Origin of the sequence: Cellulomonas xiejunii, assembly GCF_024508315.1 — a bacterium.
Classification (GTDB): Bacteria; Actinomycetota; Actinomycetes; order Actinomycetales; family Cellulomonadaceae; genus Cellulomonas; species Cellulomonas xiejunii.
Genome location: NZ_CP101987.1, coordinates 1620766 through 1637168 on the forward strand (window position 1 = coordinate 1620766; position 16403 = coordinate 1637168).

The 16403-nt window shown below is 73.2% G+C and carries 13 protein-coding genes; 8 read left to right on the forward strand and 5 right to left on the reverse strand.

Annotated features, from left to right (window positions below):
• Positions 1–81 precede the first annotated feature (81 nt).
• Positions 82–1218, forward strand: coding sequence for a flavodoxin-dependent (E)-4-hydroxy-3-methylbut-2-enyl-diphosphate synthase (gene ispG / locus NP048_RS07460; RefSeq protein ID WP_227577719.1), 1137 nt, complete (start codon positions 82–84; stop codon positions 1216–1218).
• A 75-nt stretch (positions 1219–1293) separates the two neighbouring features.
• Entirely contained in the window at positions 1294–2196 is a 903-nt protein-coding gene (locus NP048_RS07465; protein ID WP_227577572.1) for a GNAT family N-acetyltransferase, read from the forward strand.
• 40 nt (positions 2197–2236) lie between these two features.
• On the opposite strand, the gene NP048_RS07470 is transcribed toward NP048_RS07465, so the two are convergent.
• Both NP048_RS07470 and NP048_RS07475 read right to left on the reverse strand, forming a co-directional pair.
• Complete coding sequence (locus NP048_RS07470) at positions 2237–2635, reverse strand: hypothetical protein (protein ID WP_227577573.1); 399 nt, start codon at positions 2633–2635, stop codon at positions 2237–2239.
• Positions 2636–2678: 43 nt separating this feature from the next.
• The gene (locus NP048_RS07475; protein ID WP_227577574.1) at positions 2679–3569 is read right to left on the reverse strand and encodes an Fpg/Nei family DNA glycosylase; all 891 of its coding nucleotides are present in this window, start codon (positions 3567–3569) and stop codon (positions 2679–2681) included.
• Between the two features lie 124 nt (positions 3570–3693).
• Between NP048_RS07475 and NP048_RS07480 the strand changes: the two genes are divergently transcribed.
• Entirely contained in the window at positions 3694–5487 is a 1794-nt protein-coding gene (locus NP048_RS07480) for a proline--tRNA ligase (RefSeq protein ID WP_227577575.1), read from the forward strand.
• 28 nt (positions 5488–5515) lie between these two features.
• On the opposite strand, the gene NP048_RS07485 is transcribed toward NP048_RS07480, so the two are convergent.
• Positions 5516–6604 (reverse strand): DUF4439 domain-containing protein, encoded by a 1089-nt coding sequence (locus NP048_RS07485; protein WP_227577576.1) that lies wholly within the window; start codon positions 6602–6604, stop codon positions 5516–5518.
• A 136-nt stretch (positions 6605–6740) separates the two neighbouring features.
• On the opposite strand from NP048_RS07485, the gene rimP reads away from it, so the two are divergent.
• The 5 genes from rimP to rbfA all read left to right on the forward strand — a co-directional run bounded on the left by rimP (position 6741) and on the right by rbfA (position 12529).
• Positions 6741–7307: a ribosome maturation factor RimP gene (gene rimP / locus NP048_RS07490; protein WP_227577577.1), complete on the forward strand. Its 567-nt coding sequence runs from the start codon at positions 6741–6743 to the stop codon at positions 7305–7307.
• Between the two features lies 1 nt (position 7308).
• The gene (gene nusA, locus NP048_RS07495) at positions 7309–8445 is read left to right on the forward strand and encodes a transcription termination factor NusA (protein WP_227577578.1); all 1137 of its coding nucleotides are present in this window, start codon (positions 7309–7311) and stop codon (positions 8443–8445) included.
• A gap of 158 nt (positions 8446–8603) precedes the next feature.
• Entirely contained in the window at positions 8604–8915 is a 312-nt protein-coding gene (locus tag NP048_RS07500; protein ID WP_372456824.1) for a YlxR family protein, read from the forward strand.
• 71 nt (positions 8916–8986) lie between these two features.
• Complete coding sequence (infB, locus tag NP048_RS07505) at positions 8987–11929, forward strand: translation initiation factor IF-2 (protein WP_227577579.1); 2943 nt, start codon at positions 8987–8989, stop codon at positions 11927–11929.
• A gap of 159 nt (positions 11930–12088) precedes the next feature.
• Positions 12089–12529 carry a 30S ribosome-binding factor RbfA gene (rbfA, locus tag NP048_RS07510; RefSeq protein WP_227577580.1) on the forward strand — a complete coding sequence of 147 codons (441 nt, stop codon included), beginning with the start codon at positions 12089–12091 and terminating at the stop codon, positions 12527–12529.
• A gap of 3 nt (positions 12530–12532) precedes the next feature.
• On the opposite strand, the gene NP048_RS07515 is transcribed toward rbfA, so the two are convergent.
• Positions 12533–13597 (reverse strand): glycosyltransferase family 1 protein, encoded by a 1065-nt coding sequence (locus NP048_RS07515; RefSeq protein ID WP_227577581.1) that lies wholly within the window; start codon positions 13595–13597, stop codon positions 12533–12535.
• A gap of 5 nt (positions 13598–13602) precedes the next feature.
• Positions 13603–16278: a sodium-translocating pyrophosphatase gene (locus NP048_RS07520; RefSeq protein ID WP_227577582.1), complete on the reverse strand. Its 2676-nt coding sequence runs from the start codon at positions 16276–16278 to the stop codon at positions 13603–13605.
• Positions 16279–16403: the final 125 nt, after the last annotated feature.

Consider the following 16403-nt stretch of genomic DNA (forward strand, 5'->3'; position numbering starts at 1 on the left):
CGATCGGCGGCCGGCCAGCCCGCCGTGGGCACGCCGCCGGGGTGGGATGATGGTCCGGTGAGCACCCCGATCAGCCTCGGCATGCCGCAGGCGCCCGCCCCCGTCCTGGCCCCGCGGCGCGCGTCCCGCAAGATCCGCGTCGGCAAGGTCGAGGTGGGTGGTGACGCCCCCGTGTCGGTCCAGTCGATGACGACGACGCCGACGACGGACATCAACCGGACCCTGCAGCAGATCGCCGAGCTCACGGCCTCCGGTTGCGACATCGTGCGCGTCGCGGTGCCGAGCCAGGACGACGCCGAGGCGCTGCCCACGATCGCGCGCAAGTCGCAGATCCCCGTCATCGCCGACATCCACTTCCAGCCGAAGTACGTCTTCGCGGCCATCGACGCCGGGTGCGCGGCGGTCCGGGTGAACCCGGGCAACATCCGCAAGTTCGACGACCAGGTCAAGGAGATCGCGCAGGCTGCGACCGACGCCGGCGTGTCCATCCGGATCGGTGTGAACGCCGGTTCGCTCGACCCCCGGCTGCTCGCGAAGTACGGGAAGGCCACGCCCGAGGCGCTCGTCGAGTCGGCCGTGTGGGAGGCGTCGCTGTTCGAGGAGCACGGGTTCCGCGACTTCAAGATCAGCGTCAAGCACAACGACCCCGTCGTCATGGTGCGCGCCTACGAGATGCTCGCCGAGCGGGGCGACTGGCCCCTGCACCTCGGCGTCACGGAAGCCGGGCCCGCGTTCCAGGGCACGATCAAGTCCGCGACGGCCTTCGGTGCGCTGCTGAGCAAGGGCATCGGTGACACGATCCGGGTCTCGCTGTCCGCGCCCCCCGTCGAGGAGGTCAAGGTCGGCATCCAGATCCTGCAGGCGCTCAACCTGCGGCCCCGCAAGCTCGAGATCGTCTCGTGCCCGTCGTGCGGCCGCGCACAGGTCGACGTGTACACCTTGGCCGAGAAGGTCACCGCCGGCCTCGAGGGCATGGAGGTGCCGCTGCGCGTCGCCGTGATGGGGTGCGTCGTCAACGGCCCCGGCGAGGCTCGCGAGGCCGACCTCGGCGTGGCGTCCGGCAACGGCAAGGGGCAGATCTTCGTCAAGGGTCAGGTCATCAAGACTGTGCCCGAGGCGATGATCGTCGAGACGCTCATCGAGGAGGCCATGCGTCTCGCCGAGACGATGGACCCGGTCGAGTCGGGCGAGGGCAGCCCCGTCGTCAGCGTCGGCTGAGCGCCGACGGTGGTGCCGACGGGCGGGCGTGCCGCCCGTGCGACAGGTGGGTGTGACCTAGGGCACAATCGGCCCATGGTGGTGCCGCCGGCGACGACGCTCTCGGGACGCACCGGCGGGGTCGTCCTGACCGACGCCGACGTCGGGGCGGCCCTCGCCGTCTGTGCGACCGACCCCGTCGGGTCGGTGCTCGCCGCGAGCCGTCTGGAGCAGGCTGCCTCCACGGGCCTGCGCCGCGCGGGCGGGGAGCTGTGGGGCTACTCGCAGGACGGTGTCCTGCTGGCGGTGTGCTGGGTGGGAGCGAACCTCGTGCCCGTCATCGGGACGCTCGACGCCGACGTCGCGGCCCGCGCGCTGGCGGCCTTCGCCGAGCTCGGTGCGGCCCGGGGCCGCCGGTGCTCGTCCATCGTGGGTCCCGCGGACGCCGTGCTCGGCCTGTGGTCCCGGCTGCGGGGTATCTGGCCCGTCGAGCGCGAGGTGCGTGCGCACCAGCCGTCGATGGTCCTGGACGGCGCGCCGCTCGTCCTCGCGGACGCCCGCGTGCGCAGGTCGCGCCCGGAGGAGTACGACCTCGTGCTGCCGGCGTGCATCCGGATGTTCACCGAGGAGGTCGGGTACTCGCCGGCGAGCGGACCCGGCGGGCCGTACGAGGTGCGGGTGCGTCGCCTCGTCGACGACGGGCGCTCGTTCGTGCTGCTCGACCGCGTCGGAGGCCTGCGTCGGCCACGCGTGGTGTTCAAGGCCGAGGTGCCTGCCGTCGCGGGTGGCGTGGCACAGGTGCAGGGCGTGTGGGTGGAGCCCGAACGACGCGGTGAGCGGCTCTCGGAGAGCGGCATGGCGGCGGTGGCGCAGTTCACGCGCGCCGAGATCGCGCCCGTGGTCTCGCTGTACGTCAACGGCTACAACACGCGGGCCGTGCGCGCGTACGAGGCGGTGGGCTTCCGGGAGGTCGGCGCGTACGCGACGGTCCTGTTCTGAGACGGGCGGCCTGTCCTGAGACGGGCGGCGACGTGGTGCGTCAGAGTCCGTCGGCGCCGGGGCGAACCTGCCACCAGCGCAGCAGGCCGGCGGCCGCCGCGCCCGACGCCAGCGCGATGCTCGCGGCGAGCCACGGGTGCGCGACCACGGTGGCGCGCGCGCCCAGGGCCGCGACGACCACCAGGACGACCAGGGCGACCACCGTCCCGGCGCGGCCGACGCGGGTGCCTCGTGGACGGACGTCGTCCGTCGTGCGCAGGCTCAGCTGCATCCCGACCGTGACGGCGACACCGAGCATGATCAGGGCCCACCCGCCGATGCCCTGCCCCGCGCCCATGAGGGCCAGGCCACCCACCGAGCAAGCGGTCGTGACGCCGCTGCCCGCCGCGAGGCGGACCGGTGGGTGGTTGGCGCGCGACGGGGGAGCAGTCGTGGTCATGGACGCACGCTAGCGAGCGCGCGCCGGCGGGTGGGGCGTTTCCTCAGCGCAGGAGCCGGGACATCCGCCGGTCGGCCAACGGCTTGCCACCCGTCTGGCACGTCGGGCAGTACTGCAGCGAGGAGTCCGCGAAGGAGACCTCGCGCACGGTGTCGCCGCACGGCGTGCCGTCCCACCCCGGGCACGCCTGCCCGGTGCGGCCGTGGACGCGCATCCCACGGCGCTTGGCGTCCTTGAGCTCGGCGGCGGGTCGTCCGGTCGCGGTGGTGACCGCCTCGGTCAGCACCGACCGGATCGCGCCGTGCAGCGTGCGGGTGCGGGCCTCGTCGTAGGAGCGGGTGGGGGCGAACGGGCTGGTACGGGTGACCAGCAGGATCTCGTCGGAGTACGCGTTGCCGATCCCCGCGATCGTGCCCTGGTCGCGCAGCAGCCCCTTGACCTGCTGGTTGCGTGCCGCGAGCAGCTCGCCGAGCCGTTCCGGGGTGAAGGCGTCGGACAACGGCTCGATGCCCAGCGTGGCGATCTGGGGCACGTCGGACGGGTCCGCCACGACGTGGACGGCCAGGCGCTTGCGGGTACCGGCCTCCGTGAGGTCGAACCCGGACCCGTCGTCGAAACCGACCCGGAGCGCGATCGGCGACTTTCCCGGACGCGCCGGACGCTCCGGGAGAGCGTCGTACCAGCGCACCCACCCGGCGCGGGACAGGTGCCACACGAGGTGCAGCTGCCCGTCGGCGGGCGAGTCGACCACGGTGTCGAGCCACTTGCCGTGCCGTGTCACGTCGACCACAGTCCCGTCCCGCAGCGCCGTCGGCGGCGGCCGGAACGTCTTCAGCGCGCTGATCGCGGCCACCTCGACGCGGGTCACCGTACGACCGACGGTCCGCTCGCGCAGGTACTGCGCGAGCGCCTCCACCTCGGGCAGCTCCGGCACCACCGCATCCTCGCACCCGGCGCGCGTGGCGGACAGGGGAACGCAGGGACGCGACGTGGCTCGGCCCGCCCGCCCGGCGCACCGGGTGTCGGGGCGGGCCGTCCGGCGGACTAGGCTCGTCCGCATGCTGCTGCGCATGTCCACGCTGTTCGTCCGCACCCTGCGCGAGGACCCGGCCGACGCCGAGGTCGCCAGCCACCGGCTCCTCGTGCGGGCCGGGTACATCCGTCGCGCCGCGCCCGGGATCTACACCTGGCTGCCGCTGGGCCTGCGGGTGCTGGGCAAGGTCGAGGGCGTCGTCCGCGAGGAGATGGCACGGGCCGGCGCGCAGGAGGTGCACTTCCCGGCGCTGCTGCCCAAGGAGCCGTACGAGGCGACGGGGCGGTGGGCGGAGTACGGGCCCAACATCTTCCGGCTGAAGGACCGCAAGGGCGGTGACTACCTCCTGGCTCCCACGCACGAGGAGATGTTCACGCTCCTGGTGAAGGACCTGTACTCGTCGTACAAGGACCTCCCGCTGACCCTCTTCCAGATCCAGACCAAGTACCGCGACGAGGCCCGACCCCGTGCGGGCCTCATCCGGGGCCGCGAGTTCGTCATGAAGGACGCCTACTCGTTCGACGTCGACGACGAGGGCCTCGCGGCGTCGTACGAGGCGCAGCGCGCCGCGTACGAGCGGATCTTCCGACGCCTCGGCCTGGAGTACGTCATCGTCGCGGCGACGTCCGGCGCCATGGGCGGCTCGCGGTCCGAGGAGTTCCTCACCCCGACGCCGATCGGTGAGGACACGTTCGTGCGCTCGCCCGGCGGGTACGCGGCCAACGTCGAGGCCGTCACGACGGTCGTCCCCGAGGCGCTCGACTGGTCCGACGCGCCCGCCGCCCATGTCGAGGACACGCCCGACACGCCCACGATCGACTCGCTCGTGGCGCTGGCCAACGAGCGGTTGCCGCGTGCGGACCGGCCGTGGACGGCCGCCGACACGCTCAAGAACGTGGTGCTCGCGCTCGTGCAGCCGACCGGCGAGCGTGAGCTCGTCGTGATCGGGCTGCCCGGCGACCGCGACGTCGACCTCAAGCGGCTCGAGGCGGCCGTCGCGCCCGCCGAGGTGGAGCCCGCCGGCGACGCCGACTTCGCGGCGCACCCCGAGCTGGTGCGCGGCTACATCGGCCCCTCGGTCCTCGGCCCGAACGTGCCGGTCGCCGAGGGTGCCGAGCGCACGGCGGTGCGGTACCTGCTCGACCCGCGCGTCGTGCCGGGCACCCGGTGGATCACGGGCGCGAACGAGTCCGGGCGTCACGTGTTCGACCTCGTCGCCGGACGGGACTTCACCGCGGACGGCACGGTCGAGGCCGCCGAGGTGCGCGCGGGCGACCCTGCGCCCGACGGCACGGGCCCGCTGGAGCTCGCCCGGGGCATCGAGATCGGGCACATCTTCCAGCTCGGCCGCAAGTACGCCCAGGCGCTGGGTCTGACGGTCCTGGACCGCAACGGCAAGGCGCAGGTCGTCACGATGGGTTCCTACGGCATCGGCGTCACGCGCGTGCTCGCGGCCCTCGCCGAGGCCAACCACGACGAGCGCGGGCTGGCGTGGCCGGCGGACGTCGCGCCCGCGCACGTGCACGTCGTCGCGACGGGCAAGGACGCCGCCGTGTTCGAGGCGGCGGACGCGCTCGCGGCGACCCTCTCGGCACGCGGCGTCGAGGTCCTGTACGACGACCGCCCCAAGGTCTCGCCCGGCGTCAAGTTCGCCGACGCGGAGCTGCTGGGCGTGCCGCTCGTCGTCGTGGTCGGACGCGGGCTGGCCGATGGCGTCGTGGAGGTGCGTCCGCGTGTAGGTGGCACGTCGGAGCAGGTGCCCGTGGCGACGGCAGCGGACCGCGTGGCCGAGCTCGTCGACGAGCTGGTCGCGGGCTGACCGCCCGGGCCGGGTAGCCCCGGCCGGGTCAGGGGACGAGGGCTGTCGCGAGCTCCGGCATGCCGGGGAACGGGACAGGTGCCGCGCCCCACGCGACGGCCGCCGCGGTGGCCGTGCGCAGCGAGGCGATCGCGTCGAGACGGGCGCCCGCCGGGGCGGACGCCACTGCGCCGGCGCTCGCGTCCGCCACGGCCTGCTCGAGGCTGCGGGGCAGGGCCTGAGCGGTCGCGGGGTCGTCGAGTCCCGCGGGCAGGGCGTACGCGGCACGGCGCGGGTCCGCCGGTCGGCCGGTGACCCCGGCTGTGCGCGCCCAGGCGTCGGACGCCGCCCGGTGGCGGGCCGCTTCCTCCAGCATCGAGGTGCGCGTCGTGTCGCTGCTGCGGGCCGCGAGGACGGTGAACGCCCAGGCGGCCTCGTCGTGCGCGAGCGCGAGCGCCGCCGCGCCCTGCGTGGCGGGCGCCGGCTCACCGGCGTCCGGCGAGGTGCCGCCGTCCTGCGTCGCGGTGACGGACGGTGCGACCGGCTCGCTCGTCGCGGTGGCGTCGTCCGGTGCGTCGTCGCCGTCGACCCCCGCCGCCGGGGCGGGCCGGGGGAGTCCCGTGACGGCCGCGAGGCGCTCGGCGAGCGCGTCACGGGCGACCGCGACCGACGCGACGAGCCGCGCGAGCTCCGGGTCCGGCACGTCGTCCGCGTCGGTCGTGGCCCGGGCGGCGTCGTCGACGAGCGCTGCGAGCAGCGCGGTGACGTCCGTCACCACCGACGCCGTCGGCGAGGGTGACGCCGACGGCGACGGGTCGGGCAGCCCGGAGTCGTAGACCCCGCCCAGCTCCTCCGCGTGGCGTGCCGAGAACGCCGCGACGTCGTCGAGCACAGCGCGGACCGGGTCGTCGACGGCACCCGAGGCCACAGCGGTCGCACCGCCCGCCAGGGCGAGCGCATCGGCCACCGTCCGGCCCCGGACCTGCTCGATCGCGTCCGGCGACGGCTCCGCGGGCGGCGGCGTCTCGAGCCGCACGCCGCATCCAGCCAGCGCGAGCACGCACGCGACGACCGTGGTGAGGACGCGCGCGCGCCGTGCGGGACGGGGACGGGACGGCGAGGTGAGGTGACTGGGCATCGGCGCGATCCTGCCACGTCGCTCGCTGCCGCTGCTGGGTCGGACCGGCCGTCGGGAGTCGTTACGCTGGTGGGACAACGTCACAGGGTCGCCGCCTGCGCCCCATCGTGCAGGAGAGTCGACAGGAGGCCAGGTCATGGGCGCGCCATCCACCGCACCGCGGGTGCGGGAGATCGTCGAGGCGGCCGTGACGGGTGCGGGCCTGCTGCTCGACGATCTCGAGATCGCCGGGAGCGGGCGCAGCACCGTCGTGCGCGTCACCGTCGACCTCGCGGAGGACGACGACGGGACGCTCGACCTGGACCGTGTCGGTGACGTCACGCGCGTGGTGTCGGATGCGCTCGACGCGACCGACGCACTGCCCGGCGCCTACACGCTGGAGGTGGGCAGCCCGGGGGCGGAGCGGTCCTTGACGCTGGCACGCCACTGGCGGCGGGCGCGCGGCCGCACGGTCGCGGTGCGCCGCACGGACGGGGGCGCACTGACCGGCAGGCTGGTGCAGGTGGCGGACGGGGACGCGCCGGATCTCGTCGTGGTGCCCGTCACGGCGCCCGGCAAGGGCCGTCGCCCCGTCGAGGGCGCGCCGGTGACGTTGGCGTGGGACGACGTGCGAGAGGCACGTGTGCAGGTGGACCTCGCCGCGGTACGCGACGACGAGGCCGACGACGACGCCGGCCTCCGGGACGGCGCAGGGAGGGGCTGACGTGGACATCGACATGCAAGCGCTGCGACTCATCGAGCGCGAGCGGGAGATCAGCCTCGACGTACTCGTCGAGGCGATCGAGCAGGCACTGCTCTCGGCCTACCACCGGACGCCGGGCGCGCAGGCGCGTGCCCGGGTCGAGCTCGACCGTCGCACCGGGCACGTGACGGTGTGGGCGCGTGACCCGGCGCCGGAGCAGCCCGTCCCGGGCGACGGGTCGAACGACGGTGCCGCGGTGGACGGCGACGGTGCCGACGGCGTCGTCGTCGACGGTGCCCCTGCGGCAGCCGCCGCGCCGCCCGCACCCGAGATGCCGGAGTACGACGACACCCCGGCCGGGTTCGGCCGCATCGCCACCGCGACGGCGCGGCAGGTCATCGTCCAGCGCCTGCGCGACGCCGAGGACGACCAGGTGCTCGGTGCGTTCCGCAGCAAGGCCGGCGAGGTCCTCGGTGGTGTCATCCAGCAGGGTCGCGACCCGCGGACGGTGCTGGTCGACGTCGGGGGCACCGAGGCGGTCCTGCCCGCGCACGAGCAGGTCCCGGGCGAGCGGTACGTGCACGGCGAGCGGCTGCGCGCGCTCGTGCTCGACGTCGCACGCGGGCAGCGGGGTCCGCAGATCACGCTGTCGCGCACGCACCCGAACCTCGTGCGCAAGCTGTTCGCGCTCGAGGTGCCGGAGATCGCCGACGGGACGGTCGACATCACCGCGATGGCCCGCGAGGCAGGGCACCGCACGAAGATGGCGGTGCGTGCCAACGTCGCCGGGGTCAACGCCAAGGGCTCGTGCATCGGACCGATGGGCGGCCGGGTACGTGCCGTCATGGCCGAGCTGCACGGGGAGAAGATCGACATCGTCGACCACTCCGACGACCCGGCCGAGATGATCGCCCACGCCCTGTCGCCCGCCCGCGTGCTGAGCGTGACCATCGTCGACCCGGTCGCCCGGGCTGCTCGGGTCGTCGTGCCGGACTACCAGCTGTCGCTCGCCATCGGCAAGGAGGGGCAGAACGCCCGCCTGGCCGCCAAGCTCACGGGCTGGCGCATCGACATCCGGTCGGACGTCGAGACCGCGCCCACCACGCCCGCGCAGGGCGGCGATGACGCGGGGCCGGGGGCGTCCGGTCACGTCCGGTGAGCAGGCACGCTAGACTCAACGAGGCTGGGCCGGGTGCCCGGCGCTCCTCGCCCATCAGGCGGACCCCCGATCTCGCGCCTCCGGTGCTCGAACCGGGTCCCGTCCGCACGTGCGTGGGGTGCCGAGCGACCGGCCACAGGTCGGCTCTGCTGAGGGTGGTGCTGTCCGACGTCGGAGCGGGTGATCCCGCACCGGTCGTGGACGAGCGCCGCCGGATGCCGGGCCGGGGTGCGTGGCTGCACCCCGACCAGCGTTGCCTCGAGCTCGCCGTACGACGGCGGGCGTTCGGACGGGCGCTGCGGTACACGGGCCCCCTGGGGACCGAGGCCGTGGAGCGCGCCGTGTCGCGGCTCGCCGCGCAGGTCCAGCCACAGCACAGCACCACGGTGCCGGAGTCGACTCCGGTGCCGACCGTCGATGAGGGAAGCGGGTTGGAAGCCGATGGCGACCCGATGAGCACGCACCGATGAGTACCCAGCGATGAGTACCCAGCACTAACGACGGTCCGACCCTGTCCAGGGCGGGCCAGGACAGGAGAGATGTGGCCAAGGTCCGCGTCTACGAGCTCGCGAAGGAGCTCGGGGTCGACAGCAAGACCATCATGACCAAGCTCAACGAGCTCGGAGAGTTCGTCCGCTCGGCGTCATCGACGATCGAGCCCCCCGTCGTGCGCAAGCTGCGCGACACGTACCCGGTCGGCGGGTCCGGCAGCAGCCGGTCCGCTGCGCCCGCACGTCCCGCTGCCCCCAAGGCTCCCGCCCCGTCCGGTGGCACGCCCGCGCCGGCCGCCGCGCGGCCCGCAGCCCCGGCCCCCGCAGCTCCGGCGCCAGCCGCTGCTCCGCAGGCGCCCGCACCGCAGGCGCCCGCACCGCAGGCACCTGCCCCGCAGGCACCCGCCCCGCAGGCACCCGCAGCGCCGGCCGCTGCTCCGCAGGCACCCGCCGCACAGGCGCCCGCGCCGCAGGCACCTGCCCCGCAGGCACCTGCCCCGGCCGCGCGTCCTGCGCCGGCCGCACAGGGTGCTCGTCCCGGTGCGCCGCGTCCCCCCCAGGCCGGCGGCCAGGGTGGCGGTGCCCGTCCCGGTGCGCCGCGTCCCCCGGCACGTCCGGGCAACAACCCGTTCGCTCCTGCGCAGGGCATGCCCCGCCAGGGCGAGCGTCCCGGCGGGCCGCGCTCCGGCGCCCCGCGTCCGGGGAACAACCCGTTCGCGCCGTCGCAGGGCATGCCCCGCCCCGGTGAGCGCCGACCGGCCGAGGGCGCACCCGCGGCCGCGGCGGGGGAGCGTCCTGGTGGGCCGCGTCCCGGTGGGCCGCGTCCCGGTGGGCCGCGTCCGAACCCGGGCATGATGCCCGGCCGCACGCAGAGCGGTGTCGGTCGTCCCGGTGAGCGTCCGGCTCCGGCCGGTCGTGGTGGCGGCGCTGGTCGCGGCGGCTTCGCCGGCGGCGGTGCCGGTCGTCCCGGTGGCGGTGCCGGTCCCGGTGCGGGCGGCGGCGGCTTCGCCGGTCGTCCCGGCGGTGGCGGTCGTCCCGGCGGTGCCGGTCGCGGCTCCACGCAGGGCGCGTTCGGTCGCGCCGGGGGTCGGCCCGTCCGCGGACGGAAGTCGAAGCGCGCCAAGCGCCAGGAGTTCGAGCAGATGCAGGCGCCGTCGCTGGGCGGCGTGTCCGTCCCGCGCGGCAACGGCAAGACGGTCGTCCGCCTGCGGCACGGCTCGTCGCTGAACGACTTCGCCGACAAGATCGACGCGAACCCCGCGTCGCTCGTGACGGTGCTCTTCCACCTCGGTGAGATGGCCACGGCCACGCAGTCGCTCGACGAGGACACGTTCGGCACGCTCGCGACCGAGCTGGGCTACATCATCGAGATGGTGTCGGCCGAGGAGGAGGACCGCGAGCTGCTCGGGGCCTTCGACATCGACCTCGACGCCGAGCTCGAGGCGGAGGGCGACGACGACCTCGTCGCACGTCCCCCCGTCGTCACCGTCATGGGTCACGTCGACCACGGCAAGACCAAGCTCCTCGACGCCATCCGCTCCACGGACGTCGTCGCGGGCGAGGCCGGTGGCATCACCCAGCACATCGGTGCGTACCAGGTCCGCACCGAGCACGAGGGCGTCGACCGGGCGATCACGTTCATCGACACCCCGGGTCACGAGGCGTTCACCGCCATGCGTGCGCGTGGTGCCCAGGTCACCGACATCGCGATCCTCGTGGTCGCGGCGGACGACGGCGTGATGCCCCAGACGATCGAGGCGCTCAACCACGCGCAGTCGGCCAACGTGCCGATCGTCGTCGCGGTCAACAAGGTGGACAAGGAGGGGGCCAACCCCGACAAGATCCGCCAGCAGCTCACCGAGTACAACCTCGTGGCAGAGGAGTACGGCGGCGACACGATGTTCGTCGACGTCTCCGCCAAGCAGCGCATGGGGATCGACGAGCTGCTCGAGGCGGTCCTGCTCACGGCGGACGCCGCGCTCGACATGCGTGCCAACCCGAACAAGGACGCGCGTGGTGTCGCGATCGAGGCCAACCTCGACAAGGGCCGCGGTGCCGTCGCGACGGTGCTGGTCCAGTCCGGCACGCTGCACGTCGGTGACGCGATCGTCGCCGGCACGGCCCACGGTCGTGTGCGCGCCATGCTCGACGAGCACGGCGAGACCGTCTCCGAGGCCGGCCCGGCGCGTCCGGTGCAGGTCCTCGGCCTGTCGTCGGTGCCCCGCGCGGGTGACACGTTCCTCGTGGCACCCGACGAGCGCACCGCTCGGCAGATCGCCGAGAAGCGCGAGGCGGCCGAGCGTGCCGCCCTCCTGGCGAAGCGTCGCAAGCGCATCAGCCTCGAGGACTTCACGCAGGCGCTGCAGCAGGGCAAGGTCGAGACCCTCAACCTGGTCCTCAAGGGCGACGTGTCGGGTGCCGTCGAGGCGCTCGAGGACGCGCTGCTCAAGATCGACGTGGGCGACGAGGTCGACCTGCGTGTCATCCACCGCGGTGTCGGTGCGATCACGCAGAACGACGTCAACCTCGCGACGGTCGACAACGCGATCATCATCGGCTTCAACGTGAAGCTGGCGCCGCGTGTCGAGGAGCTGGCGGACCGTGAGGGCGTCGACGTGCGCTTCTACTCGGTCATCTACCAGGCGATCGACGACGTCGAGGCGGCCCTCAAGGGCATGCTCAAGCCGGAGTACGAGGAGGTGCAGCTCGGTTCCGCCGAGGTGCGCGAGGTCTTCCGCTCCTCCAAGTTCGGCAACATCGCCGGGTCGATCGTGCGCTCGGGCGAGATCCGCAGGAACACCAAGGCGCGCGTGCTCCGCAAGGGCAAGCTCGTCGCGGACAACCTGACGATCGAGTCCCTCAAGCGGTTCAAGGACGACGCGACCGAGGTCCGCGAGGGCTTCGAGTGCGGTATCGGTCTCGGGTCGTACAACGACCTGCAGGTCGAGGACGTCATCGAGACGTTCGAGATGCGGGAGAAGCCGCGCAAGTGAGTGCTGTTGCCCGGGGGTGAGCCGACCGGCTCACCCCCGGGCGGCCTCGGGGAGCGGCGCGACGGGCCACGGCCTGGCGCGCCGCTCCCTGCGGCCACCCCTCGTCAGTCGTCACACCCCCGGGCCGGCGTGCTCGAGGGCTGGAAGGAAGGCAGGACCATGGCCGACTCAGGGCGGGCACGCAAGCTGGCGGAGCGGGTCCAGCAGGTCGTCGCGCAGATGATCGACACGAAGGTGAAGGACCCCCGGCTCGGGTTCGTCACGGTGACGGACGTGCGTGTCACCGGTGACCTGCAGCACGCGGACGTGTACTACACGGTGCTCGGCGACGACGAGGCCCGGCAGGGCTCGGCCCAGGCGCTCGAGAGCGCCAAGGGGCTCATCCGCTCCGAGGTCGGCAAGCAGACGGGCATCCGCCTGACTCCGACGCTCGCGTTCCACCTCGACGCGGTGCCGGAGACGGCGGCGCACCTCGAGGAGGCGCTCGCGGAGGCAGCGCGTCGTGACGCCGAGGTCGCACGGCTCGCCGCGGCCGCGCGGTACGCCGGTGACGCCGACCCGTACCGGCGCCCCGAGGACGCCGACACGGCCCAGGACTGAGCCTCAGGCGAACCACTCGCGCACGCGCTCGGCGATCGCCCGTTCGAACACGTCGTCGTCGTGCCGTCCACGCAACCACCCCTGGAAGTCGCCTCCGACGCACGCGTCGAGCTCCTCGCGGCAGCCGTCCGTGTCCTCGACCGCTCGCAGCAGCATGGCCTGCGCCTGCGCGGGGTCGCCGTACAGGAACGGGTAGCGGGTCGGCAGGATGGCCCGCGCCCATGCGAGGTCGGGGAACACCCCGACCGCGCCGGCGACGAGCGCCTCGACGTACTCCAAGCCGTAGGACTCGTCGACCGACGTCGCGAGGAAGGCCGTCGTGCGTGACAGGGCCTGCCAGTAGGACTCGCGGTCGGACGTCAGGGGGCCCACCCACGTCCAGTCGTGCCGTGAGAACCGCATCGCGAGCTCGCTCACGAGGTGCTGCTCGTGCAGCCGCATCTCCACGGTGAGCGGCGTGCGTGCCCGCACCTGCTCGACCACGTCGACGAACAGGCGCGGTTGCTTGCGTTCCGACAGGTAGATCGCGGGGTACAGCACCACGGGGACGTCGGTGGGCGTGCGGGGCTGCACGTGCTCGAGGCGGATGCCGAGGTCGACCCATGCGATGACCGCGCGCTCCGCGAGCGGCGGCACCGTGAACATGCGCACCACCTCGCGGATCTCGGACGCCGTGCGCTCGGAGTTGGCGAACGTCGGGAACAGCGCGCACGACAGCGCGAGCGAGGACCGGGCGACGCGGTGGGTGTGGTGGGTCGCGACGTTCCACCACAGGAAGTTCATGATCCTCGGCTCGCCGCCGTCACGGGCCAGCCTGCGCCACAGGTCGGGGGAGTCGAGCACGTCCATGTTGAGGACCACGGTCGAGTCCGTGTCGAGGTCCGCCAGCGGGACGACCGGTACGGGCCCGCTGCGGGCCTCGTGCCCCACGAGCACGGCGTCCGGGAAGACCCGCAGGAGCCGTCGCACGAGCGTGGCCCCCGCGTCGTGGCCGGTGACCCGCCCGTCCTCGTCGAGGACGGGCAGGCCGACGGGGTTGGTGTACGCGATCGCGATCTGCATGGTCATGCCCCTCACCGGGCAGGTACGGGCGTCGGGGGCTGGTCGGGCACGTCGCTGGGCGCGTCGTCCTCGACCTCGTGTGAGCCGTCGTCGGAGACGTCCGCCGTGTCGCCCGGCGCGGTGACGCTCGGGAGCGAGGTTCCCGGTGCGCTGTCGTCGTCCGGCTCCGTGGGCAGGGGCGCGGGCCCGCCGTCGTGCGAGCTGTCGATGCGCATCCCGTAGAACGAGCGGTGCACGCACCACAGGGACACGGCCGCGAACACCACCGCGAGCACCAGCACGAGCGTGCCCTGACCCTGGTGGCGGAGCGAGACCGCGAGCTCGACGGCGAGCAGGCCGAACAGCGTCGTGAACTTGATGACGGGGTTCAGCGCGACCGATGACGTGTCCTTGTAGGGGTCGCCCACGGTGTCGCCGACGATCGACGCGTCGTGCAGCGGAGTCCCCTTGGCGTTGAGGTCGACCTCGACGATCTTCTTGGCGTTGTCCCACGCACCGCCGGCGTTCGCCATGAAGATCGCCTGGTAGAGGCCGAACACCGCGATCGAGACGAGGTAGCCGATGAAGAAGAACGGCTCGACGAACGCGAACGCGAGGGTCGTGAAGAACACTCCGAGGAACATCGTGAGCATGCCGCGCTGGGCGTACTGCGTGCAGATCCGGACCACCTCGCGCGACTGCTCGGCGCTCGCGTGCGTGACGCCGTCGAGGCGGATGGTGTCCTTGATGTACGCGACCGCACGGTGCGACCCCGTCGTCACGGCCTGGATCGAGGCACCCGTGAACCAGTAGATGACGGCGCCGCCGGTGACGAGGCCGAGCAGGAACGGCGGGTGCATCAGGGACAGGTGGTCGAGGTCGACCGTCAGGCCCTCCGTGAGCGACATGATGATCGAGAAGATCATCGTCGTCGCGCCGACCACGGCGGTGCCGATGAGCACGGGCTTGGCGGTCGCCTTGAAGGTGTTGCCGGCGCCGTCGTTCTCCTCGAGCATCCGCTTGGCGCGGTCCCACTGGGGCGCGAGGTCGAAGTCGCGGCGCAGCTCCGGCTCGATCCCGGGCAGGTCCTCGATGGTCGAGAGCTCGTACACGCTCTGCGCGTTGTCCGTGACCGGGCCGTAGGAGTCCACGGCGATCGTCACGGGGCCCATGCCGAGGAAGCCGAACGCGACCAGCCCGAACGCGAACACCGCAGGTGCCGACATGAGCTCACCGAGCCCCAGCTCGGACAGGCCGTACGCACCCGTCATCAGGGCGACGATCGCCATGCCGAGCCAGTAGGCCGAGAAGTTGCCGGCCACCAGCCCCGAGAGGATGTTGAGCGACGCGCCTCCCTCGCGCGAGCTCGTGACGACCTCCCGCACGTGCCGCGAGCCGGTCGACGTGAACACCTTGACGAGCTCGGGGATGAGCGCGCCGGCCAGGGTGCCGCACGACACGATCGCGGCGAGCTTCCACCACAGCCCGTCGGCGCCGTCGAGCGGTGACATGACGTACCAGGACGTCGCGAACGTCAGGCCGGTGCAGACGGCCGACGTCAGCCACACGAGCGTCGTCAGCGGCGTCTCGAAGTTCATGCGTGCCGCGGTGGCGTAACGGCGCTGCGTCCACCGGTCGTTGAGCAGGTACGACGCGCCCGAGGCCACGACCATGACGGCGCGCACGACGAACAGCCACACGAGCAGCCCGGCCTGGACCGCCGGGTCGTGGACGGCGAGGAGCACGAACGTGATGAGCGCGACGCCCGTGACGCCGTACGTCTCGAACCCGTCGGCCGACGGGCCGACGGAGTCGCCCGCGTTGTCGCCCACGCAGTCGGCGATGACGCCGGGGTTGCGCGCGTCGTCCTCCTTGATCCGGAACGCGATCTTCATGAGGTCGGAGCCGATGTCGGCGATCTTCGTGAAGATGCCGCCGGCGATCCGCAGGCCTGCGGCTCCCAGGGACTCGCCGATGGCGAACCCGATGAAGCACGCGCCCGCGACGGTGGGCGGCAGGAACAGCAGGATCACCAGCATGAGCAGCAGCTCGAGGCTGATGAGGACCATGCCGATGGCCATGCCGGACTGCAACGGGATGCGGTGCACGGGCAGCGGGCGTCCGGACAGCGACGCGAACGCGGTCCGCGAGTTGGCGAACGTGTTGACGCGGATGCCGAACCACGCGACGGCGAACGAGCCGGCCATGCCGATCAGGGAGAAGGCGACGACGATGCCGACCTTGCCCCAGCCGAAGCCGACGAGTGCCTTGTAGTAGACGATGATGACGGTGGCGATGAACGCCCACAGCATGAGCAGGAACCGACCCTGCTGCGCGAGGTAGGTGCGGCACGTGGCGTAGATGAGCTCGGACACCTGGCGCATCGAGTCGTGCACGGGCAGCCGGCGCAGGCGGCCCAGAGTGACGCCGCCGAAGACCAGCCCGAGCGCGCACACGACGAGCCCGAGCGTCAGCAGCGTCCGGCCGGGGACCCCGCCGAGGGCGGACATCGCGCCGAGGTCCGGGAGCACGAGGCTCGCCTCACCGCCGTGCACCGTCGACGACTGCTCGTCACCCGGCGGAGCGGCGCACCCCGCGAGGAGGAGGGCCCCGGCGGCGAGCGGGGCAGCGGCGCGGCGTCGGCGCGAGGGCCGACGCACGGAGGTGGTCTGCGGGACCTCGTCGTCCCGCGGCGCGTGTGCGTCCACCTCTCGCACGTTAGGGACCGAGCGAGGCGTCCACCCATGACCTAGGTCACGGGTGAGAGCGGCCGAGGTCGCGGGCGACGACGGCCCGTGTACCCGGGCCGTCCGCGGGCCGGTGGGGTGTGCGG